We start from the raw sequence: 19,885 nt of genomic DNA, 5'->3' as shown, positions 1-19,885 counted from the left end.
TTGATGATCGAAGCCCTGTCTCTGAAGCAGCACTTGATGCTGCAAAGCTGGATGTCAGCAGCCTTCCCCATCGGCGCTTACAGCTGCAGTCATGGCCTGGAAACCGCCATTCAGGACGATCGGATAGATGATAGTGAAAGTTGTCTGGCATGGATTCTGGACATAGCCAGCCAGGGTAGTGGCTGGAATGACTCCATCATCATGGCCAATGCTCACAGCATCACCCGCCAGCTTCTGGATAATGATCCTGAAGCTGCAACCAGACTGTGCGAATTAAACGATCTGGCACTGGCGTTACAGGCAGGCTCAGAGCGCTACCTGGAAACAAGCCGGCTAGCCGCAGCCTTTCTCCAGTCCTCCTCCGTATGGGGCACGTTCGAACAGATCCCCTGGCAGGCAATGGGCCCTGAACTGGCCCTGCCCGTCGTAATCGGTGCCCTGGGTGCTGCGCACCGTATTCCGCCAACCATACTGATTGCCTCAGCCCTGCAATCCATGACAAGCAATCTTGCATGGATTGCAACTCGACTGGTCCCTCTGGGGCAGACCAGCTGCCTGCAGACAATTGCCACATTGGAACCACAGATCGTGACTATTGCCGAGCGAGCTACTCTTGCATCGCTTGATGATCTGGGTAGCTGTACCCTGCTGGCCGATCTGGCCTCCCTGCAACATGAACAACTCACCGGCCGTGTATGTCAAACCTGAATAGTGAATCCTTGCCTGAGACGGGCAGCAGAGCTCCGTTGAGAGTGGGTATCGGCGGCCCTGTCGGTTCTGGCAAAACCAGCCTGGTGGCCGAACTGTGCAAGGCCATGCGAGATGATTACTCCATTGCCGTTGTCACGAATGACATCTACACACGCGAAGATGCCGAAGCTCTGGTGCGAATGCAGGCACTTAGTAGTGATCGCATTGTTGGCGTGGAAACTGGTGGTTGTCCACACACAGCAATAAGAGAAGATGCTTCGATCAACCTGCGAGCCATCGCCTCACTGAACGAGCGCATTCCTGATCTGGACATCATCTTCATCGAGTCAGGCGGTGACAATCTGGCAGCTACTTTCTCTCCAGAGCTTGCCGACCTGTCTCTCTACGTCATATCGGTTTGTCAGGGAGAGGATATTCCTCGCAAAGGCGGCCCTGCCATCACCCGCTCAGATCTGTTGATTGTCAACAAGACCGATCTGGCGGTGCATGTAGAAGCCGACTTGCCAACCATGGAACGTGATGCAGCAACCGCCCGGGCTCAAAGACCTACCGTGTTCACAGATATGAAGCGCAGTCAGGGCGTTGCCGAGATCGTGGCTTTTATTCGCAAGCAGGGAGGCCTCTGAAGACATTCCGACTGTCTCACAAACTCGAGGAATACTCACTACCCGACCCAGAACGCTCAAGTAAAGTGCGGATAGGGAGATTCCAACATGAGTATAAAATACGTGCAGATCCGGACCATCGTAACGAGCCTGATGGCCGTCGCATTTCTATTGACAGACGTCCAGGCCGCCCAGGCAATGTCGAACGATCCCAGTCTCATACTGACGGATCAACAGCAATGTGGGACTCATTCCCCGCTGTTTGTCGCTCTCGGCGATGCCTACTTTGATCTTGACGAGACCCACGAGCCTGGCCTCACCTCCTCTACCGATATCGAGCAGAACAAACTCCTGTCGCGCCTGAGTACGCAGCGATTCAAAGATGGCTGGGGCCAGAGAGTCAATTGCACCGCCAATGTGGGCCAGCTCCAGGCGCAAGCGAGCAATGTCTTGCTAGAGGACATCACCGTCCGTCGATCAGATCTCTCAAGCCCGGATAGCGAGATCCTCGTCACAGCATTCGAATACGATGAACAACAAAAACGTCTGCGGCGTGAAACCGTCACAATCCCTATCCGTGCAGACAAGCTGTTGCAGTCCTCAGACGACAGGCTCGTCAGCACACTCCGACATAGACAGGCCACACCGATAGGCTCCTATCTGGAAGAGACGCATATAGATGCCTTCATCAGCAGTGAGAGCATCATTATCGAACAATCGGTATTCGTCAACGGCACCCTGGCCCAGTGGCACACTTGGCACCTACCCGAGTAAGTGCTCGTCCAACAATAGAATGGACGCCAGAATTGCCCGGCTCGCTAACAGTCGAGCACTGAACCTTGATCCAATAGGGTACGTGTTTGGCAAATCGGGCACATAACCGTTAGTTTCTGTGCACTGCCTCCGAACTGGGAGTGGCTGGGTCGTCGTTGCCTATCAATGAATACAGGGAGGTGCCACTAGTAGTAAGTAACATCGACGAGACACCCACCACACGCATGAAAGCGGCGTATCTTCCCCCTAATAGCAAGAGTAGTGACGGTCGGGATATCATCAAACTGCTGATGGTTGATGATGACCCTAGCTATCTGGACCTGTGCAGTCGTTTGCTGAACCGGTCCAACGTGGTCGATTTCAAGGTCGACCTCGCCGCCAATATCACAGATGCCTTCTACAAGTGTAAAACCCACGAGTATGACTGCCTGCTGGTGGACTACAAGCTGCCTGACGGAAGCGGTACAGATATCATTGACTTGCTCAATGAATACATCGAGCAGATGCAATATCAGGACCGCATTCCTCCGCCTACCATTATTGTTACCGCAGACGGCGGTCAGCATGCAGCGACACAAGCTATCCGGGCAGGTGCAGAGGACTTCATAGCCAAGCGCGACGTGACAACCCAGTCAGTGCGCCGAGCCGTCGTACACGCTGTGGAAAAGTCGCGACTGGAAACATCGGTAAAACAGCGTAGCTTCGCACTTGAACAAGCAAACGAGTTGCTGGAAAGCGCCAACCGTCAACTCGAGTCAAATCGACGCGAGATTCTCAACTTCTATCACACGCTTTCACATGAAGTAAAAACCCCATTGGCCGCTGCCCGAGAGTTCATCTCCTTGGTAAAAGATGGTGCGGCCGGTGAAATCAAGGATGAGCAAAAGGAATTGCTGAACTATGCCATGGAAAGCTGTGATCACATCAAACACCAGTTTACCGATTTGCTACAGCTAACCCGGATGGACAGCGGCAAAGTGAAACTGAACCTGCAGAGTATTCTCGTCCAGAACATCATCAGTCGCTGTGTTGCCAGTGTCTCGGAAAGCCTTCGAGACAAGGGCATCGATCTGCATGTCTCGGACATCGATCCGACGCTGACGATTCATTGCGATACCGATCGTATCGTCCAGGTCATCAGCAACTTGCTGACCAATGCCGTGCGATTCACGGATACAGGCGGCACGATTACTCTGAGCATCGAGAACGTGGAAAGTGAGCAAGCGGTCCAGGTGATTGTTGCCGATACCGGCCGCGGAATATCGGAAGAAAATCTGGAACATATATTTGAACGTCTCTATCAAGTCGACAGCAGCAACACCGACGCCTCACAAACGGGCCTGGGGCTTGGCCTGAGTATCTGTAGTGAACTATTGAGACTTCACGACTGCGCATTGCACGTTGAAAGCAAACTAGGGGTTGGCAGTCAGTTCTTTTTCAACCTCCCACAATTCAAGACAGAAGCCCTACTGAATGAGGCAGAAGCAGCATGAAAACCGTACTATTAATTGAAGACGATGTAAAACTCAGTCTGGCATTGAGACTTCGCCTGGGACATATGAACTTCGTTGTTCACAGCGTCGGCGATGCTATCAGGGCGATGGATGAAGCAGTCAAGTGTAAGCCCGACGTAATACTTCTGGATATCAACTTGCCAGGAGGTGATGGGTTCATGGTTGCAGATCGACTTCGCAACCATCCGGCTACCATGACGATTCCCATCATTTTCATTACTGCCAGCGAACGATCCGAACTGGAAGAACGGGCAAACGCCCTGGCTAACTCCTTCTTCCTGCAGAAGCCGTTTGATGCTCAGCAGTTGCAGGACACAATGGAAGCGTGCGCCTGATTCAACTAAACCACGATTGAGAATGTCATGCCAAACTCTAAAAATGCGCTCCATGAATCCCGCCTGTCGACAACACTTCATGACCTCACCGGCCCTATGCTGACGGCTAGAGGCTTTACATCAGAACTGCGTTTGGCTCGTGAATCAGCCCTTGCGCTATTGGCAGCGCTACCGGACGAGACCAGCCCGGAAGTCCTGCAGGGCTTGAAGGAACAGATCGATACAGAAATGAATCACTGCCTATTCCGTATCGATGAGTCTCTGTCAAAGCTCGATGCATCGATCGACAGCCTGAGAAACGCATGATCAAGAGGGCTATTGCTTCAACTTGTAGCCCGTCTTGAACATGGCCCATACAATCAACAGGCAGGCTAGCAGGAAGCCTGTAATCATCAGTAGACTAAGCGTTACGCTGACATCTGAGACTTCGAAGAAACTCCAGCGAAACCCACTCACCAGATATAGAACAGGGTTAAGCAACGTCACCTTTTGCCAGAACTCCGGCAACATGCTGACAGAGTAAAAGCTACCTCCCAGAAAAACCAGTGGTGTAATGACCAGCAAGGGAATGAGTTGTAGTTTCTCGAAGTTATCTGCCCAGAGTCCGATAATGAAGCCGAACAGACTGAAGGCCACGCAGGTCATCAGCAGGAAAAAAACCATCCAGACAGGATGAGCAATATGCAGGTCGACGAAGAATGAAGCCGTTGCCAGAATGATGACCCCGATGATCAGGGACTTGGTTGCAGCCGCCCCGACGTAGCCGACCAGCACTTCGAAAAAGGAGATTGGCGCCGACATGATCTCGTACACGGTGCCTGTAAACTTCGGAAAAAAGATACCGAACGAAGCGTTTGAAATACTCTGTGTCAACAGCGACAGCATGATCAGACCCGGGACGATAAACGAGCCGTAACTGACGCCTTCAACCGACTCGATACGCGAACCGATAGCCGAGCCGAAGACCACGAAATACAGGACTGTCGAGATGACTGGCGAGGCGATACTCTGCATGAGAGTCTTGCGAGTGCGCGCCATTTCATTGAAATAGATGGCTTTGATGGCCTGTACGTTCATGCTCATTTCTGCCTCCCTTCGTTATGCACCAGATTGACGAAAATGTCTTCCAAGGAGCTTTGCGAAGTATTCAGATCCTTCAACCCCAGACCCGCTTCACTCACCGCATGCAACAAAGCGGTGATCCCCGTTCGTTCGCCTTTGGCATCGAAGGTATAAGTCAGTCTTTGCCCATCATCGGACAAGAGCAGGTCGAAGTCCTTCAGAGAGTCGGGCAAGGCACTGATTGGCGTCTTGAGATCGACCATCAACTGCTTCTGGCCGAGCGAATTCATGAGATTGTCCTTTTCATCAATCACCAGCAATCTGCCATCACTGATGACACCGACTCGATCGGCGATCTCTTCAGCCTCCTCGATGTAGTGTGTGGTGAGAATGATGGTCACGCCCTCCTGGCGTAATTTTTCGACCAGCTTCCACATATCCTTGCGCAATTCGACATCCACGCCAGCCGTCGGTTCGTCCAGAAAAAGCACTCGCGGCTGGTGGGCCAGAGCTTTGGCGATAAGCACCCGACGCTTCATACCTCCCGATAGACGACTGACCATGGACTGCTTCTTGTCCAGCAATGACAGGTCAGCCAGCAGACTGTCCAGATAACGCTCGTCAGGCTTCATGCCGAACAACCCTCGGCTGAAGCGTATCGTATCGATGACAACATCAAATGCTCCCAGGGTCAGTTCTTGCGGCACAAGACCAATCAGAGAGCGAGTTGCACGATAGTCTTTGATTATATCCTTGCCACCGACACTGACCGTTCCGGACGTTGGCGTGACCAATCCGCAAATGGTAGATATCAATGTCGTTTTGCCGGCCCCATTAGGGCCCAGCAACGCTAAAATTTCTCCTTCCCGAATTTCAAGGTCAATACCCTTGAGTGCCTGATGACCGCCTTTGTAGGTTTTAGTCAGGCCGCGAATGGAAATGATGGGCGGTTTTCCCATATCAGAATCGTTACTTTGCTTCATACGCTATTGTGGCACGACTAGTGGCAGACGCATACCAATCAGCACCCGCCCATTCTCGTTGTAAGCCTGAACATTTCCATCATGCGCTTCGGCTATCATCTTGACAATATAAAGGCCTAATCCTAGATGAAGCCTGTCGGAATGCGAGGTGCCGCTGTTCTCCCTCGCCGAGAACATCGGTTCAAAGAGTTGAGCCAGAACCGTATCGGTTACCGGCGCGCCTTGATTAGCCACCAGCAGTTGCACATAGCCTGGCGCGGCCCCACGTGCCCTTACAGGCTCCCCTGCAAACGGCTTGACCCGCAAATTCAGAGTAATCACACCTGATTCGGAAAAACCAACAGCATTATCCACCAGTTTGTCAAAGGCCTGACTCAACAACTCCGGGGATGCGGTGACAAACACCTCAGGCACAATGGACGGATTGAGCTGGAACTGCTTATCCGGGTAGACCTGCTGATAGCGAGTCAGTGAGCCTGACATCCACTGAGCCAGATTGATACGCTGCATGTCAGCCAACTGCACAGTCTGCTCCAGACGCGTCGACTCGACCAATGCCTTGATGATTGAGCCCAGATGTTCCGCCCCCCCACTTGCGCGATCTATCAGCATGAGTGACTGTTCATCCAGCTTGTCACGATCCAGATTCTCGATAGAGGTTCGCACGACTGACAAGGGCGTTCTCAGCTCGTGCGACAGTCGGCTGGACAGGGCCTCCAGATAATGCGTATAGGCAGCCGATCGAGCCAGCAGAGTCGACAGTTTCCTGGACAGATCGCCTATTTCATCCTGTGCATCACTGCCAGGCAAGCCGCGTACACGACCATCTGCACTGACCGCATGCTGCGCCTCAAGTGACAGACTGCGTATTCGGGAGAACAGCACCAGAGCGAATATCAGCAGCCCACAACCGGCCATCAGACTGACCAGAAGTAACAGACTGAACAGACGTGCAAGTTCACTTCCTGCGTAGGCCGATGAGTGTTCCTCATTGCTCTCGAACAGCAGATAACCGCGCTGAGGCTCTGAACCGATTGGCGCCAGCGTACCCAGAACGCGATCGTTCTCGTCTGTCACATAACGCGAAGTAACCGGCGCACCAGCAAGCACCAAAGCACGCCGCGCCTCACTCAAAGTCAGCGAGACAGGCGTACTACGAGTCTCCGACAACAGCGGCAAGTCACCGGCGACGAAAAAGGCAAAGACTCTCAGTAAAATAGCGTCCCACAGGCCCTCGCTACTGTGGGCTGCCGCCAGAGCCTCATCTTCGCTCAGTTCCTGTGCATATAGATTGTTGACATCCGCCAGCAGACGACCGTGTACATCAAACAATCGTGCACGCCCCCCCGGCATGGTCCAGGCCTTCATTCTATTGCGGGCAACCACACTGTCGTGAAACAGCAATCCAAAAGCCAATTCGGAAGGATCAACCCGCTTTCGGTGAACACGAGCCATGTCAGAAGGGCTGACACTACCGGTCCAGCGGACTCTTGCTTCACCCGGAAAATCCACATCGACCACTGCGATGCCTACGCGCGAACCACTCGCAGGCAACGGCAGCATCAACTCCAGCTGAAACCCATCATTCGTATCGACCCAGGCACCCTGCCAGTTCAGAATAGTCGTTCCACTAGGCGTGTACCTTCCTGGTTGATAGGCAGAGTCCGAGGCTGTCACAGCTTCAACAGGCCCAGGCGCTATGGTTCGAAACAATCCGTGCTGCCAATCGCCATCAACCTTGCTATCGGTTCTGGATTCAACCAGCAACTCGATCGAATCACCGTTAACCAGACGTGTTTTTCTGTCGGGTTGCTCACCCTCCCCTGCATCAATCAGCAACACCGGAGGACGATGGTGCACTAGCTCCTCATCAATGACCGTGACAAACAGATACATACTATCTTCGTACCGAGCCACTCGCACACTTGTTCCGGAGTCGGAGTCGCCATTCTCATCAGGGAATTGATATGGCGTATTGACCAGTGTTTGCCAGTCATCGTCATAGCCATCAATGTAAATCGGATACGCAGATGACTCGGCATACCAGTCGTTATCTACTGATGTAGCCCAACCGCTATCCAGAGCAGAGCGAATATCGGAGATATCGGCAAAAGCCAGACGCATATTGGCAACTCTAAGCGTCTGTTCATCAATACGGGTCTGCTGCAAAGCGCTGTATAACTGCTTGACACTCTGCCAGCCAACCAGAGGCACAGCCAGAGTGAGAACACCTGCCAACAGCATCTGCGAACGCAGTTTCATCAGACGTATCTACTCATTGTTACTGCTCAGTACAGCTGGCTATCCATCCACCTATAGCCGAGGCCATACACGGTCTGGATTCCTGAGAATGAGTCATCAAGGCTGACAAATTTTGCTCTTATGCGTTTGACGTGTGCAGTGATGGTCTGATCGTCCAGTACCAGATTCGCCGCATCCATCAATTGCTGCCGACTTCGTACCTGCCCTGGATTTCTGGCCAGACAATCAACCAGCCAATATTCGGTTACCGTCAGCTCTACCACTTGCCCCAGCCATTTGGCAACGAGCCGAGGCTGGTTCAATTCCAATGATCCGACAATACGTACAGGTTCATCTCCGTCGCTCTGACTGAAGGCTTCTACACGACGAAGTACGGTGCTCACGCGTGCCACCAGCTGAGCAAGACTGATGTCCTTGGTCAGATAATCATCTGCACCCAGGCGCAAACCGGAGATCACATCAAGCTCACTATCACGGGCAGTCAGAAACAGAATCGGCAGGCGTGCTGAAAGCTCACGCAGTCGCCGGCAAAGATCAAAACCAGCCTCACTATCCCGCCCCAGGCCAATATCGATGATCGCAACATCCGGCAAACGCTGCCTGACCGCTGCCAATGCCGTCACAGGATCCGCATAACCGTGCACGTCGTAGCCGGCCTTGCTCAGAGCCAGTGTGTAGTTATCTCTTAATGCTGGCTCGTCCTCCACCAGCACGATCCGCCGTAACGGGTTCTGCTCAGTCATGTTTTGTCACAATTGATCCGTGTTGATCCAGACTCTGTCGCTGCCATGTCCTGCTGGGCGTATCTACTGTACTTGTCTTCTGGAACAGCACACGCACCAACACCATGCATCATACCCATCCCCTTCCAACAACGCTTGCCACCAACAACGGACATGAGCCAAGGCCAAAGCTGAGGGCGTCTGTGCAATCCTCAAGGCTTATGCCCGCTTTGTTCACACATTGGGCCATTTGCAGCTTGTTATTGCTGACTTTGAGTCTTTCACTCGGCACGGCGCGTGCCGATGAGCTAGCCAGCAATGCCTCACTGATCCTGCATCATCCAGACGGTGATGTCGATGCATTGGTTCTCGATGCCGACATCGACCTGCAAGTACAGGGCCTGCTGGCAGACATGACGCTCGAGCAGACATTCCGTAATACCACCGACCAGTGGCTCGAAGGTAGCTACCTGTTCCCTTTACCACCCGATGCAACTGTACGGGGACTGAAAATGGTTGTCGGGGAACGCACCATCATCGCTGAAATCCAGCCTCGCGAGGAAGCCAAAATCGCCTACAAAGCCGCCAGCGACGCCGGACAGGTTGCCAGTCTGGTGGAGCAGCAACGCCCCAACCTGTTCACGATGAATCTGGCAAACATCGGTCCTGGCGAATCAATCAAGGTGACCATGGATATCATGCTGCCCGTCAATGTCACTGAGCAGCAACTGCAGCTGCGCCTGCCGACAACCCTGACGCCACGCTTTACCAATGCTGCAACCCCGGATGCCCAATCAGTGGTCTCCAGCTTCACCCAGCCAGAATACACTCGCGGACCCCGTCTCAACGTATCACTGACAATAGCGCCACTCACTGATTACGCTTCGGTTTCCAGTGCGACCCACACACTTGAAGCTAGTGACAAGGGTCTGCAAATAAGTGATGCCCCGATGGACCAGGACCTCATTATCGAATGGCCAGCACAATATGCACAGGACACCAGCGTGCACGCTTTCGTGGCCAGCCACGACAATGAGCGTTATGTACAGCTACTGGTGAATCCGCCCGCATCCATAGATGATGAAACTCCCACGCCACGCGAACTGATCGTTATCGTGGACAAGTCCGGTTCGATGGCAGGCGTCTCCATGCGAGCAGCCAAAGAGGCCTTGCACTATGCAATCGACGGACTCACCGACGATGACTATCTGAATATCGTGGCTTTTGACGATCGCCACTATCCGATGTTTACAGCGTCCCGCCAAGTTGATCAGAACGTCAAGAAGGACGCCCGACGATTTACAGATAATCTGACGGCCGACGGTGGGACCGAAATGCTCAGCGCTTTGTCGTTTGCACTAAGTGCAGACACTGATGTAGATGCAGACGCGCAGCGATTACGACAAATTGTATTCGTTACTGACGGCAGCGTAGGCTATGAGGAAGAGCTGCTGAAACATATCAAGAACCAGCTCGGCAACAGCCGCCTGTTCACCGTGGGTATCGGCCCATCGCCGAATACCTGGTTTCTGGAAAAAGCCGCTGAGGCAGGTCGCGGCGTATCCGTCAGCATTCTGGATGAACACGATGTTGCCAGTGCCATCACCGATTTACTGAATGGTCTGGTGAATCCGGTAATCACCGATATCGCGGTGCAATACCCCAATGGCCATGGTGAAATCTACCCCCGTCCGTTACCTGATCTGTACGCAGAACGCCCCGGTATGTGGGTTGCGAAAATCAGTGCTGAAGTCGATCAGCTCGTTATAACCGGCAAGCACCACGGCGAACGCTGGAGACAAACAGTGCAATTACCTGCAACTGCAACTGACACTGACACTCAAAAAGACAGAGTTTTACAGGCTAGTGCTCCTGCCATCGCCATGCAATGGACGCGTCGCAAGATCGACACTCTGATGGATGAGCAGCGCTACTCGGCAGACAAGGAACTGAACAAACATCTGATTACGCAACTGGCCATGAAGGCAGGTCTCGTTACGGACTACACCAGTTTTGTCGCTATCGAGGAGCAACCCATTCGCCCAATCGAGGAGCAACTTACCCAGCAGCAAGTAGCCAATCTGATTCCTAAGGGGAACAGTATGATGAACATTGCCTTGCCTCAGGGATCTGCAGGCGCCGACACTTTACGCTGGATCAGTCTATTGCTCGGCTTGACCGCCCTCAGTCTATTCGGCCTGGCTCGTACGAGGAATCAATAATGACATCACGATACAGTCTGCAAATTTTATCTGCCTTGATCCTCGGAATATCATTGGTGACAGGCTCACAGGCCGCCTGGATGTCAGGCAAGGCCTGGCTCGCTCAGTATTTGCTCAATTCAGCCTGGCAAACAAGCCAACAATCGGGCGTATCAGGAAAACCGTGGCAGTGGGCCGATACCCGCACCGTAGCCCAACTGTCCATACCCCGGATGGACAAGTCACTGATTGTGCTCAGTGACGCTTCCGGTGAAGCGCTTGCGTTCGGCCCCGGGCTGGCAGGCGGAGATCCCCTGCTTGCCAGTTCTTCGACCATCGCCATCGGCGGTCATCGTGATACTCATCTGGCTTTTCTCGAATCTGTGCCTGAAGGAGAATTGATTGAACTGAAGACCATCGACGGCAAGACCCATCGCTATCGACTGATGGATAAACAGATTGTGGATACCCGACTCCAGACGCTGAGTATCTCCAGAGAGAACGCCGGCCTGGTGTTGATCACATGCTACCCCTTCAACCCGACCCAGACAGGTGGCCCCTTACGCCTGGTCGCCCGCGCTGTGGCGGCCTGAAAAACGGCCTGAAAAACGGCCTGAAAAACGGCCTGAACACTGCCTCACATGCGGCAGAGATTTTGACATGGACTGAAATTTTGACAATAAACATGCGCATCATGTTGATGGATAGCAAACACATAACTATATAAATAGACAGTATTTTATTGGAAATGCAATTTCATCCCTTCAATTCCAAGGATACCCCGCCGTTCAGGGCGGGGAGGAATTGGAATGCTGTATGCATTGCCAGTTGTTGTTGGCCCTTCTGGGTGAATGGGGGCGGAACGGTTATACAATCGGGCTGTGAAATCAACATGCATCAAGGTTCTCAAAGTCAGGGTAAAAGATCGCCACGCGCCGCTTTTGCGCAGCATGGCGACTGAAGTCAATCTGGTATGGAACTACTGCAACGATCTGTCTGATCGTATGATTCGGGAGCGTGGTCGGTGGATGTCCGGATTTGATTTCTCTGCTTACACGGTTGGTGCCTCGAAGCAGTTCGAGCACATTGGCAGCAGTACGATTCAGGAAACGGCCGAACACTACGCCAGCAAACGCTACTCGGCAAAGCGTCGCAAGCTGAGGTGGCGCAAGAGTTTTGGCGATAAACGCTCGTTGGGGTGGGTGCCCTTCAAGGCTCGGGCAGCTCACTGGAAGCACGGGCAGGTCTTCTTTGCAGGTTCTCACTTCAAGGTATGGGACAGCTTCGGTCTTGCCAATTACAAGTTCAGGGCAGGTTGTTTCACTGAGGATGCTCGCGGTCGATGGTATTTTTGCATCTGTGTCTCGGTTGATCGCACGTGTCCCAAGGGGCAAGATAGTATTGGTATCGATCTTGGTCTGAAAACCGTGGCCACCTGCAGCGATGGCACCGTGCTGGAGGGACGTTGGTATCGCCACCTGGAGGGCAAGCTTGCCAAGGCCCAACGGGCAAGACGCAAGCGGCGCGCCCGGGCGATTCACGCAAAAATCAGGAACCGCAGAGCAGATGCCCTGCATAAATTCAGCCGCAATCTGGTCAATCGATGCGGCGAGATCTACGTGGGAGATGTCAGTAGCTCGAAGCTGACAAAAACCACGATGGCCAAGTCTGTGCTTGACGCAAGCTGGGCCAGCTTCAAGACAATGCTCGACTACAAGAGCCAGCAGGCCGGTATTGTCTACCGAGAAATCAATGAAGCCTATACCACGCGAGCGTGCTCCGAATGCGGAGGCCTGTGCGGGCCGCAGGGAATAAGAGCTCTTTCGGTAAGAGACTGGCAATGTGTTGAATGTGGTGTTCAGCATGATCGTGACGTTAACGCGGCTCGAAATATTCTCCGTCTCGGCGCAGGACATTGCGCTCCTTAGTGGGAATCCTCTTTCTTTAGGGGGAGAGGAGGATGTCAACTCTCAATCCCAATGGTATTCTTACCATTACCAGAGCATTATTCCGAGCCGGAAGTCTTACATGGTCTACCGTACGTCTATTGTCCCGTGTCGCTGATACCAACAATGAAGCCCTTCTGTGTCACACCGCACTGGACGCATCAGTCTCCGATGTGGAGCGTCTGTGCAACGAATATCGCTGGCAACAGGATGCCGATCAAACGGACATCGATGGTGAAAATGCACGCAGCCTGCAACAGATTGATGCTCGATCATTCACATGGAGCTCGACAAGTAACGGCAATACGCTCATCAAACTAGCGCTGCCACCTGATGTCGCCCAGGCCTTCCTCAATAGCGTTGAACAATCATTGGCACAACTGGATGAAATTGATGCATCCATGCCTCAGCGTCGTGCCGACGCCGCCGCGCTCATGGCAGAGAACAGCCTGCAAAATGCTGGTCGCGATATCTCCACTGCTGATCGTTATCAGGTCATTGTGTCAGTAGATGCCTCCAAGCTACAGGAGGACAACCCAGCTGAATCATCGGCACCGAGCAAGCGTCCCACGATACATAACGCCGGTCCCATTGCGGACGAAACGGCCCGCCGACTTGCCTGCGATTGCAGTATCTCCACTATCACGCACGAACAAGGCGAGCCCGTCGACATCGGTCGTAAAACACGCCTCTGGCCACCTGCCATGACACGTGCCATCAAACATAGAGATCAACACTGCCAGTATCCTGGCTGCACGCAAACGCGACATCTGCAGATCCATCATATTCAGCACTGGGCCGATGGCGGCTCTACATGTGTCGACAATGGCGTCTCAATTTACGCCAGACATCACTCTATCGTGCACGAAGGCGGATATCGAATTGAACGCCTGAACGATCAGACCAATGGCAACCTTGAAGAATTCATCCGACAGCAATCAACAGAACAGTCCACCAGCGAAATAGAAAACCTGCTTCGAAACAGCCCTGAGTCCTTCGAGCTCGTACGCCAGTTATCACCGACACGCTTCCGCTTTCGAGTAGTGAACGGTGAAGGTCAGGACATTCGAGACATCTGCAAAACTCGCTCTACACATGTAGACCCTGCCTTCTGCTACGAACCGTTGCAAAGCTCTCAGGGTTCGGACCCCTCAACTTTTTACGGTGCTGCCGAGCCTGCCGCTCATTACTGTGTCGCAGAGCTCTGCTGGTAAAAGCAAACATTCGTTCATCCCATTCTCCTTGCTCTATTCCATACTCGGCATCTGCACCGTATAATCGTAGGGATGAAATTTTCCTCTCTTACCGATCGTATTGTCAGCGGCAGCGCGCCTGGCGAAGCTCCCATTGATCCATGGGCCGTGCATGAAAAAGCCATGCAGAGAGTTGCCGACGGAGATGTCATCACTCTGCTGAGCATCGGTCAGGAGACAGAGGAAACAACGCCCGATATTGTCGTCGACAAAGCGATTCAAAGCCTTCGCGAAGGACGGCATCACTACGCCAATGTCCGAGGTCAACTCGCGATGCGTGAAGCCGCAGCCGAGTATCATGAATCACTCACCGGCCAGGCAGTCACAGCCAATCACGTCACTATCTGTACCGGTGCGCAAAATGCTTTGTTTTCAGTCGCACAGGTGTTGCTGGAAGTCGGTGATGAAGTCATTCTTGTCGCCCCTTATTACACAACCTACGAAGCTACTTTCAGCGCATCGGGCGCCACTCTGGTTACGGTACAGGTTGAAGCATGCAACGGTTACCAACTCGATGTGCAACACCTTCTGGATGCTGTCACAGACAAGACTCGCGCAATTGTGCTCAATACACCTAACAACCCATTGGGCAGTCGCTACACACAGGAGCAAATAGAGCGCATCACCGAAGTTTGCCTGACCAACAATATCTGGCTTGTGCTCGACACGGTTTACCTGGACCTGGTCTCCAAAGGTTCAGTTGCGCTGCCACATAAAATACCGGGTGCAGAACGCATCCTGATTACCATCGGTAGTCTTTCAAAATCACATCGCATGACAGGCTGGCGTATTGGGTGGGTAATCGGCCCTGCCTCATTGGCCAGCCACCTGGCCCGCCTGTCATTGTGCATGCACTACGGAACCCCTTCTTTCATACAGGATGCCGCAACTGTCGCCATCCGCGAAGCGAGCAGTACACCTGAAACCGTACGCAATGTCATGCAACACCGACGTACCCTTCTGCTTGAGCACCTGGACACAATCGAACCTGCCAGACTAATTGATGCAGGAGAAGGCATGTTCGTATTGCTGGATGTCGAACCACTTGGAATGACAGCCTTTGATTTCGCCATGGAATTACTGGCCTCCAAGGATGTGTCCGTTTTGCCGTGTGATGGCTTCGGCCCGGGTGGTCGCTACCTGGTTCGTATCGGACTTTGCGTGGACGGACAACTGCTGGCAAATGCGGGACGTCTGATGTGTCAGTTCATCAAGGAAAAAGCAGAAACCTGAACCTCTGCAAGCCCTCAGGCTGGACGAGGAATTCTCTGCTCCAGCCAGCGAAAGAACAAGACAATTAGCGCCGTGAGGCACAGGTAGATGCCAGCAACAACCAGCAAGGGTTCGTAAACACGATAAGTCTCCTGGCGTACCAGCGTGCCCACGCCATACACATCAAAAACAGTGATGGTGGCGGCCAATGGAGTCGCCTTGAGAGTCAAAACAAACTCTCCTGCAAGCGTGGGTAGGACATTCTGCAATGCTCGCGGCAGCCAGATTCGCCGCAGCAATGTGAAACGGCTCATTCCAAATGCACGTGCAGCTTCCAGTTCGCCTTTGGGCACCCCTTTGAACGCGCCACGCATGATCTCACCTTCGTAACCCGCCACACTCAGTGAAAATGCCAACACTGCATAGGGAAAAGCATCACGCAACAAAGGCCACAGAAAGGAATTACGAATTTCCGGAACCAGCGGAAACAGTGAACCCAGACCGTAGTACAACAACCAGAGTTGTATCAACAGAGGAGTTCCCCGAATAATCGTACAAAAGGCACGCGCCAGCATGGCCAACCAGCGAGGCCCGGTCACTTGCACCAAACCGATGGGAATTGCCAATGCCATACCGATTGCAATAGACAATCCCAGCATTTTCAATGTGATGACAATGCCATCAATGAAGTTGGGAAAATACTCCGCCACCCATGCCCACTGCATACCTCAGTTCAGCTCCGGTTGACCGCGTCGGGCACGCTTCTCCAACCTGCGAAACAGCTCATTCGACAGAAGAGAGACACACAGGTAGAGACAAGCTGCGACAAGAAAAAACATGAAATAGGCTCTGCTCGCCCCGGCGGCCTGACGGGTCGTCAATGCCAGCTCCGAGAATCCAACCACAGACAACAATGCCGTCTCTTTGGTGACGATGAGCCAGAGATTGGACAAACCTGGCAAAGCATGAGGCAGCATCGCCGGCAAAGTGATTCTACGCAGAATCATCCAACGCCCCATGCCAAAGGCCTCGGCAGCTTCGAGCTGACCACGAGGCACAACTCGCATGGCGCCTCTGATTACCTCAATCGAATAAGCCCCCTGCACGATACCCAGAACGACAATACCAGCCACCAGACCGCTGATATCAATAGGACGATAACCCATTGATTCCATCAGCTGATTAACCAGCCCGGTACCTGCATAATACAAAAGCAGAATCAGAACCAGCTCCGGGATAGCCCGGATCAGAGTGGTATAAATCTCAAGCAAGTACCGAGTCAGACGCGAGCCATCTCGTTTTCCTACGGCACCCAGCAATCCAATTACCAATCCCAGAAAATAGGCTCCAAGTGCAATCTGCAGCGTGCTTGACAAGCCGCGCAACAAATTCCACCCCCAACCGCCATCACCGAAGGACAGATGATGCCAGTTGGCAAAGAGCGTTTCCATGGATTGTCAGATTTGTCTGGAACAGCTCAATCGAATTTCTTCATTCACCAAAGATATTGAAATCGAAATAACTCGCTGAAATCGTCTCGTATGTTCCGTCCTCACGAATCTGTTTGATAGCGTTGTTGAAGCGCTCTTCAAGTTCATCGTCACCCTTTCTCAAACCCACTCCGATACCCGGTCCAAAGACAATATCATCGCTTAACAAGCTTTTGACCTCAAACTGTTCACCCTCAGCACTGTTCAGAAATGCTTCAAATGCCAGTGAATCACCCACCGCCGCATCTATACGACCTGCAATGAGATCCTGATTATGTTCGTTGAAATCCTGATAGATCTTGATGCTATCCGCGCTGTCTTCCAGGTACTTCTGCACATAATTCTGATTAGTCGTCGCTACCTGCACACCAATGATCTTCCCTTTGACACTCTCTGGTGAATCAGAGATTGATGATGTTTTCAATGCGACGATAGCGGATGGCGTATTGTAGTATTTGTCGGAAAATGAAATCGTCTTTTCCCGCTCTGCCGTGATTGACATCGACCCTAGAATTCCATCGATTTTCTTCGCCAACAGCGCCGGTATCAGCCCGTCCCAGGCGACAGGCACCCAAACACACTCTTCCTGCATAGCGGCACACAGGGCATCACCTATTTCCACTTCCCACCCGACCAGATTCCCATTCGAATCAGTTTGATAAAAGGGTGGATAGGGAGCTGAATCCAGACCAAGGCGCAGCTCGGCCATAACTGGACTGCCAACAAATCCCAGCATGACTGTAGCCAATGATACAAACAGTTTCTTCATGATTCCTTATCTCAAGGTGATAGTCGTGGCGTATCGCTGCCCAGTTTGTCTTCCGCAGCTACTCGGGTTCCGGAACGCTCCTTGAAACGGATTTTTCTTCGATAGCCGAGGTTTCTCCGCTACCAGATATTTTCAGCAATTTAGTGCATAGAATGAAGAAACTCTCTCCAAAACCGCAAGCTCCGATAATGGACACTACACTCCCTCCACCAACACGCAGAGAAACACCTTACAGATTATCGAATGTCTTGCGTAAATCAATAAACCAGCCGCGCATCAGGCGGCAAAGTTCGCAGAACTGAAAACTATCCATAGGTCGAGTGTAACGGCACTGCCCGAAATACTCTAGCGGCATTGTCGACAGAGCGATCTGTCATGATAATGACTCTCGAGCTATCCTGACGGCTAATGAACAATAGCGCCAAGTAGTCCATTGTAGAGATCAGACTCGTATCAAGTACCAAACCATACGAACACACTGCACGGGGAGAGTCATTTTGGCAAATTCAACACAGCTCTGGTTAGCGATTCCCACGATCACAGGCCTTGCAAGGTTTCTTTTAAAAACTGCAACCGGTAATACCCTTGCCCTTTTAATCGTTTTAGCAAGCACCATGGCTTACAGCCAGACCAGCCTGGCGAGCTCAAGAATTATTGAACCGAATGAAAATTTTACGCCTCAGCAGGTCGTACAGATTGTTGTCGATTCGTTAAAGCATAACGACGCTGACAACGATGCCGGAATAGCCACGGTATTCAGATTCGCCTCTCCGGCCAACAAGATCAGCACCGGGCCACTCAATCGGTTCAGAGCCATGATAAAAAAAGGCTTTCCAGACATGCTCAATCACAGCAATGCTCGCTATGAGGCAATGAAGGTCTCGGGAAATACAGCCATTCAGGCAGTCTGGTTGATGACACATTCCGGCAAGGAGATCGGTTACGCCTTCCAACTCAGCAAACAGAGCGGCGGCCAGAATGCCAACATGTGGCTAACAGATAGGGTCATCCCTTTGGGTATCGGGAAAGAGAGTGGTTTGCGAATCTAGTCAACGCGCCCCAAGCGATGGGCAAACCTGCACAAGGCCCTCGTCGATCCAAACGAGGGCCAGAGTAGCATCAGGAAAAGGCTATTGATCTGACAGGTCGATCCCGGCAATACGTTTAGCCTGCTGAACTGTGTTGTGCAACAAACAGGCAATTGTCATGGGACCCACGCCGCCCGGCACTGGCGTAATGGCACCAGCGACTTCAGAAGCTGACAGGTAATCCACGTCGCCCACCAGCTTGGTGGCACCATTTTCTTCTATTCTGTTGATACCGACATCGATCACTGTGGCGCCAGGCTTTATCCAGTCCCCTTGAATCATTCGCGGGCGGCCAACGGCTGCAACCAGAATATCGGCAGTCCGACACAGCTCTTCCAGATTCTTGGTGCGTGAATGGGCAATAGTGACAGTACAGTTGGCTTTCAACAGCAGTGCCGCCATCGGCTTACCCACAATATTAGATCGGCCGACGATAACGGCATTGAGTCCCGTCAGATCACCCAGCTGAGATTTGAGCATCATGAGTGAACCCAATGGAGTACAAGGAACTACGCCCCCTCCATCCGTATTCAGACGCCCGACATTCATCAGATGGAACCCGTCTACATCCTTGTCATGACTGACGGCATTGATAACTTTGAACTCATCTATATGTGGCGGCAATGGTAGCTGCACCAAAATCCCATGCACGGCATCATCAGCATTGAGTGAAGCGATCAGATCCAGCAGTGTGACCTCATCCGTATCTGTGTCCAGACGGTGTTCGAAGGATTTCATCCCGACTTCAACCGTTTGTTTAGCCTTGTTTCTCACATAGATCTGACTAGCCGGATCTTCACCAACCAGCACCACGGCCAGTCCGGGCACCAGAGCATGATCGGATTTGAGTTTTGAGACCTCTATCGCCAGGTTGTCCCGCAATTGCTGCGCGTGTTCCTTGCCATTGATGACTGTAGCCATTTTGTACTGTCCTTAACCCGTATTACCTGAAGTAATG

At 52.5% G+C, this 19,885-nt stretch carries 20 protein-coding genes; 12 read left to right on the top strand and 8 right to left on the bottom strand.

The annotated features are described in order from the left end of the window. The first annotated feature begins 3 nt into the window (after positions 1-3). From IMCC3135_RS11870 to IMCC3135_RS11845, 6 genes are all read left to right on the top strand, one after another. Positions 4-708 carry an urease accessory protein UreF gene (locus IMCC3135_RS11870; RefSeq protein ID WP_088917802.1) on the top strand — a complete coding sequence of 235 codons (705 nt, stop codon included), beginning with the start codon at positions 4-6 and terminating at the stop codon, positions 706-708. Next, on the top strand, positions 696-1,337 hold the full coding sequence (gene ureG, locus IMCC3135_RS11865; protein WP_088917801.1) for an urease accessory protein UreG: 642 nt from the start codon (positions 696-698) through the stop codon (positions 1,335-1,337). Before IMCC3135_RS11870 ends, ureG begins: the two co-directional genes overlap by 13 nt. An 87-nt stretch (positions 1,338-1,424) precedes the next feature. After that, the gene (locus IMCC3135_RS11860) at positions 1,425-2,090 is read left to right on the top strand and encodes a hypothetical protein (protein ID WP_157735933.1); all 666 of its coding nucleotides are present in this window, start codon (positions 1,425-1,427) and stop codon (positions 2,088-2,090) included. Positions 2,091-2,269: 179 nt separating this feature from the next. Further along, positions 2,270-3,583 (top strand): ATP-binding response regulator, encoded by a 1,314-nt coding sequence (locus IMCC3135_RS11855; protein WP_088917799.1) that lies wholly within the window; start codon positions 2,270-2,272, stop codon positions 3,581-3,583. Then, positions 3,580-3,939: a response regulator gene (locus IMCC3135_RS11850; RefSeq protein ID WP_088917798.1), complete on the top strand. Its 360-nt coding sequence runs from the start codon at positions 3,580-3,582 to the stop codon at positions 3,937-3,939. Before IMCC3135_RS11855 ends, IMCC3135_RS11850 begins: the two co-directional genes overlap by 4 nt. A gap of 27 nt (positions 3,940-3,966) precedes the next feature. After that, entirely contained in the window at positions 3,967-4,245 is a 279-nt protein-coding gene (locus tag IMCC3135_RS11845; protein ID WP_157735932.1) for a hypothetical protein, read from the top strand. Between the two features lie 9 nt (positions 4,246-4,254). Here IMCC3135_RS11845 and IMCC3135_RS11840 read toward each other — a convergent pair whose 3' ends face one another. From IMCC3135_RS11840 to IMCC3135_RS11825, 4 genes are read right to left on the bottom strand one after another with little or no spacing between them, the layout of a single operon-like run. Then, positions 4,255-5,022 carry an ABC transporter permease gene (locus IMCC3135_RS11840; protein ID WP_236994776.1) on the bottom strand — a complete coding sequence of 256 codons (768 nt, stop codon included), beginning with the start codon at positions 5,020-5,022 and terminating at the stop codon, positions 4,255-4,257. Continuing rightward, positions 5,019-5,960: an ABC transporter ATP-binding protein gene (locus tag IMCC3135_RS11835; protein WP_088917795.1), complete on the bottom strand. Its 942-nt coding sequence runs from the start codon at positions 5,958-5,960 to the stop codon at positions 5,019-5,021. The genes IMCC3135_RS11840 and IMCC3135_RS11835 overlap by 4 nt, the downstream gene beginning before the upstream one ends. Before the next feature lie 27 nt (positions 5,961-5,987). Then, positions 5,988-8,246 carry an ATP-binding protein gene (locus IMCC3135_RS11830; protein ID WP_088917794.1) on the bottom strand — a complete coding sequence of 753 codons (2,259 nt, stop codon included), beginning with the start codon at positions 8,244-8,246 and terminating at the stop codon, positions 5,988-5,990. 26 nt (positions 8,247-8,272) lie between these two features. After that, positions 8,273-8,989 (bottom strand): response regulator transcription factor, encoded by a 717-nt coding sequence (locus IMCC3135_RS11825; protein WP_088917793.1) that lies wholly within the window; start codon positions 8,987-8,989, stop codon positions 8,273-8,275. Positions 8,990-9,189: 200 nt separating this feature from the next. Between IMCC3135_RS11825 and IMCC3135_RS11820 the strand changes: the two genes are divergently transcribed. From IMCC3135_RS11820 to IMCC3135_RS11800, 5 genes are all read left to right on the top strand, one after another. Then, the gene (locus IMCC3135_RS11820; RefSeq protein ID WP_169727450.1) at positions 9,190-11,190 is read left to right on the top strand and encodes a VIT domain-containing protein; all 2,001 of its coding nucleotides are present in this window, start codon (positions 9,190-9,192) and stop codon (positions 11,188-11,190) included. Next, positions 11,190-11,762: a class GN sortase gene (locus tag IMCC3135_RS11815; protein WP_088917791.1), complete on the top strand. Its 573-nt coding sequence runs from the start codon at positions 11,190-11,192 to the stop codon at positions 11,760-11,762. Before IMCC3135_RS11820 ends, IMCC3135_RS11815 begins: the two co-directional genes overlap by 1 nt. A gap of 288 nt (positions 11,763-12,050) precedes the next feature. Then, complete coding sequence (locus tag IMCC3135_RS11810) at positions 12,051-13,097, top strand: RNA-guided endonuclease InsQ/TnpB family protein (protein ID WP_236994775.1); 1,047 nt, start codon at positions 12,051-12,053, stop codon at positions 13,095-13,097. Between the two features lie 32 nt (positions 13,098-13,129). Beyond that, a complete protein-coding gene (locus IMCC3135_RS11805) occupies positions 13,130-14,329 on the top strand; it encodes an HNH endonuclease signature motif containing protein (RefSeq protein WP_088917789.1) in 1,200 nt (399 codons plus the stop codon). 72 nt (positions 14,330-14,401) lie between these two features. Next, on the top strand, positions 14,402-15,601 hold the full coding sequence (locus tag IMCC3135_RS11800; protein WP_088917788.1) for a pyridoxal phosphate-dependent aminotransferase: 1,200 nt from the start codon (positions 14,402-14,404) through the stop codon (positions 15,599-15,601). Positions 15,602-15,615: 14 nt separating this feature from the next. Here IMCC3135_RS11800 and IMCC3135_RS11795 read toward each other — a convergent pair whose 3' ends face one another. Genes IMCC3135_RS11795 through IMCC3135_RS11785 form a run of 3 tightly spaced genes read right to left on the bottom strand, consistent with a single transcriptional unit; the run spans position 15,616 to position 17,839 of the window. Continuing rightward, on the bottom strand, positions 15,616-16,305 hold the full coding sequence (locus IMCC3135_RS11795; protein WP_088917787.1) for an ABC transporter permease: 690 nt from the start codon (positions 16,303-16,305) through the stop codon (positions 15,616-15,618). Between the two features lie 3 nt (positions 16,306-16,308). Continuing rightward, positions 16,309-17,031, bottom strand: coding sequence for an ABC transporter permease (locus IMCC3135_RS11790; protein ID WP_088917786.1), 723 nt, complete (start codon positions 17,029-17,031; stop codon positions 16,309-16,311). A gap of 40 nt (positions 17,032-17,071) precedes the next feature. Continuing rightward, on the bottom strand, positions 17,072-17,839 hold the full coding sequence (locus IMCC3135_RS11785) for a transporter substrate-binding domain-containing protein (RefSeq protein ID WP_088917785.1): 768 nt from the start codon (positions 17,837-17,839) through the stop codon (positions 17,072-17,074). Positions 17,840-18,453: 614 nt separating this feature from the next. Between IMCC3135_RS11785 and IMCC3135_RS11780 the strand changes: the two genes are divergently transcribed. After that, positions 18,454-18,888: a DUF4864 domain-containing protein gene (locus IMCC3135_RS11780; RefSeq protein ID WP_088917784.1), complete on the top strand. Its 435-nt coding sequence runs from the start codon at positions 18,454-18,456 to the stop codon at positions 18,886-18,888. Between the two features lie 81 nt (positions 18,889-18,969). Here IMCC3135_RS11780 and folD read toward each other — a convergent pair whose 3' ends face one another. After that, positions 18,970-19,848 carry a bifunctional methylenetetrahydrofolate dehydrogenase/methenyltetrahydrofolate cyclohydrolase FolD gene (folD, locus tag IMCC3135_RS11775; RefSeq protein ID WP_088917783.1) on the bottom strand — a complete coding sequence of 293 codons (879 nt, stop codon included), beginning with the start codon at positions 19,846-19,848 and terminating at the stop codon, positions 18,970-18,972. Between the last annotated feature and the right edge of the window lie 37 nt (positions 19,849-19,885).

Source organism: Granulosicoccus antarcticus IMCC3135 (assembly GCF_002215215.1).
Taxonomy (GTDB): Bacteria; Pseudomonadota; Gammaproteobacteria; order Granulosicoccales; family Granulosicoccaceae; genus Granulosicoccus; species Granulosicoccus antarcticus.
Note: the sequence above shows the minus strand (reverse complement) of the source record. Positions and strands in the feature narration are given on the sequence as shown.

Excerpts from the sequence above, each read along its gene's own strand:
- folD (WP_088917783.1), bottom strand. The coding sequence starts at position 19,848 with ATGGCTACAGTCATCAATGGCAAGGAACACGCGCAGCAATTGCGGGAC.
- IMCC3135_RS11805 (WP_088917789.1), top strand. The coding sequence starts at position 13,130 with ATGTCAACTCTCAATCCCAATGGTATTCTTACCATTACCAGAGCATTA.
- IMCC3135_RS11795 (WP_088917787.1), bottom strand. The coding sequence starts at position 16,305 with ATGCAGTGGGCATGGGTGGCGGAGTATTTTCCCAACTTCATTGATGGC.
- IMCC3135_RS11825 (WP_088917793.1), bottom strand. The coding sequence starts at position 8,989 with ATGACTGAGCAGAACCCGTTACGGCGGATCGTGCTGGTGGAGGACGAG.
- IMCC3135_RS11800 (WP_088917788.1), top strand. The coding sequence starts at position 14,402 with ATGAAATTTTCCTCTCTTACCGATCGTATTGTCAGCGGCAGCGCGCCT.
- IMCC3135_RS11835 (WP_088917795.1), bottom strand. The coding sequence starts at position 5,960 with ATGGGAAAACCGCCCATCATTTCCATTCGCGGCCTGACTAAAACCTAC.
- IMCC3135_RS11780 (WP_088917784.1), top strand. The coding sequence starts at position 18,454 with ATGGCTTACAGCCAGACCAGCCTGGCGAGCTCAAGAATTATTGAACCG.
- ureG (WP_088917801.1), top strand. The coding sequence starts at position 696 with ATGTCAAACCTGAATAGTGAATCCTTGCCTGAGACGGGCAGCAGAGCT.
- IMCC3135_RS11830 (WP_088917794.1), bottom strand. The coding sequence starts at position 8,246 with ATGAAACTGCGTTCGCAGATGCTGTTGGCAGGTGTTCTCACTCTGGCT.
- IMCC3135_RS11790 (WP_088917786.1), bottom strand. The coding sequence starts at position 17,031 with ATGGAAACGCTCTTTGCCAACTGGCATCATCTGTCCTTCGGTGATGGC.
- IMCC3135_RS11820 (WP_169727450.1), top strand. The coding sequence starts at position 9,190 with ATGCCCGCTTTGTTCACACATTGGGCCATTTGCAGCTTGTTATTGCTG.
- IMCC3135_RS11840 (WP_236994776.1), bottom strand. The coding sequence starts at position 5,022 with ATGAGCATGAACGTACAGGCCATCAAAGCCATCTATTTCAATGAAATG.
- IMCC3135_RS11815 (WP_088917791.1), top strand. The coding sequence starts at position 11,190 with ATGACATCACGATACAGTCTGCAAATTTTATCTGCCTTGATCCTCGGA.
- IMCC3135_RS11870 (WP_088917802.1), top strand. The coding sequence starts at position 4 with ATGATCGAAGCCCTGTCTCTGAAGCAGCACTTGATGCTGCAAAGCTGG.
- IMCC3135_RS11845 (WP_157735932.1), top strand. The coding sequence starts at position 3,967 with ATGCCAAACTCTAAAAATGCGCTCCATGAATCCCGCCTGTCGACAACA.
- IMCC3135_RS11785 (WP_088917785.1), bottom strand. The coding sequence starts at position 17,839 with ATGAAGAAACTGTTTGTATCATTGGCTACAGTCATGCTGGGATTTGTT.
- IMCC3135_RS11860 (WP_157735933.1), top strand. The coding sequence starts at position 1,425 with ATGAGTATAAAATACGTGCAGATCCGGACCATCGTAACGAGCCTGATG.
- IMCC3135_RS11850 (WP_088917798.1), top strand. The coding sequence starts at position 3,580 with ATGAAAACCGTACTATTAATTGAAGACGATGTAAAACTCAGTCTGGCA.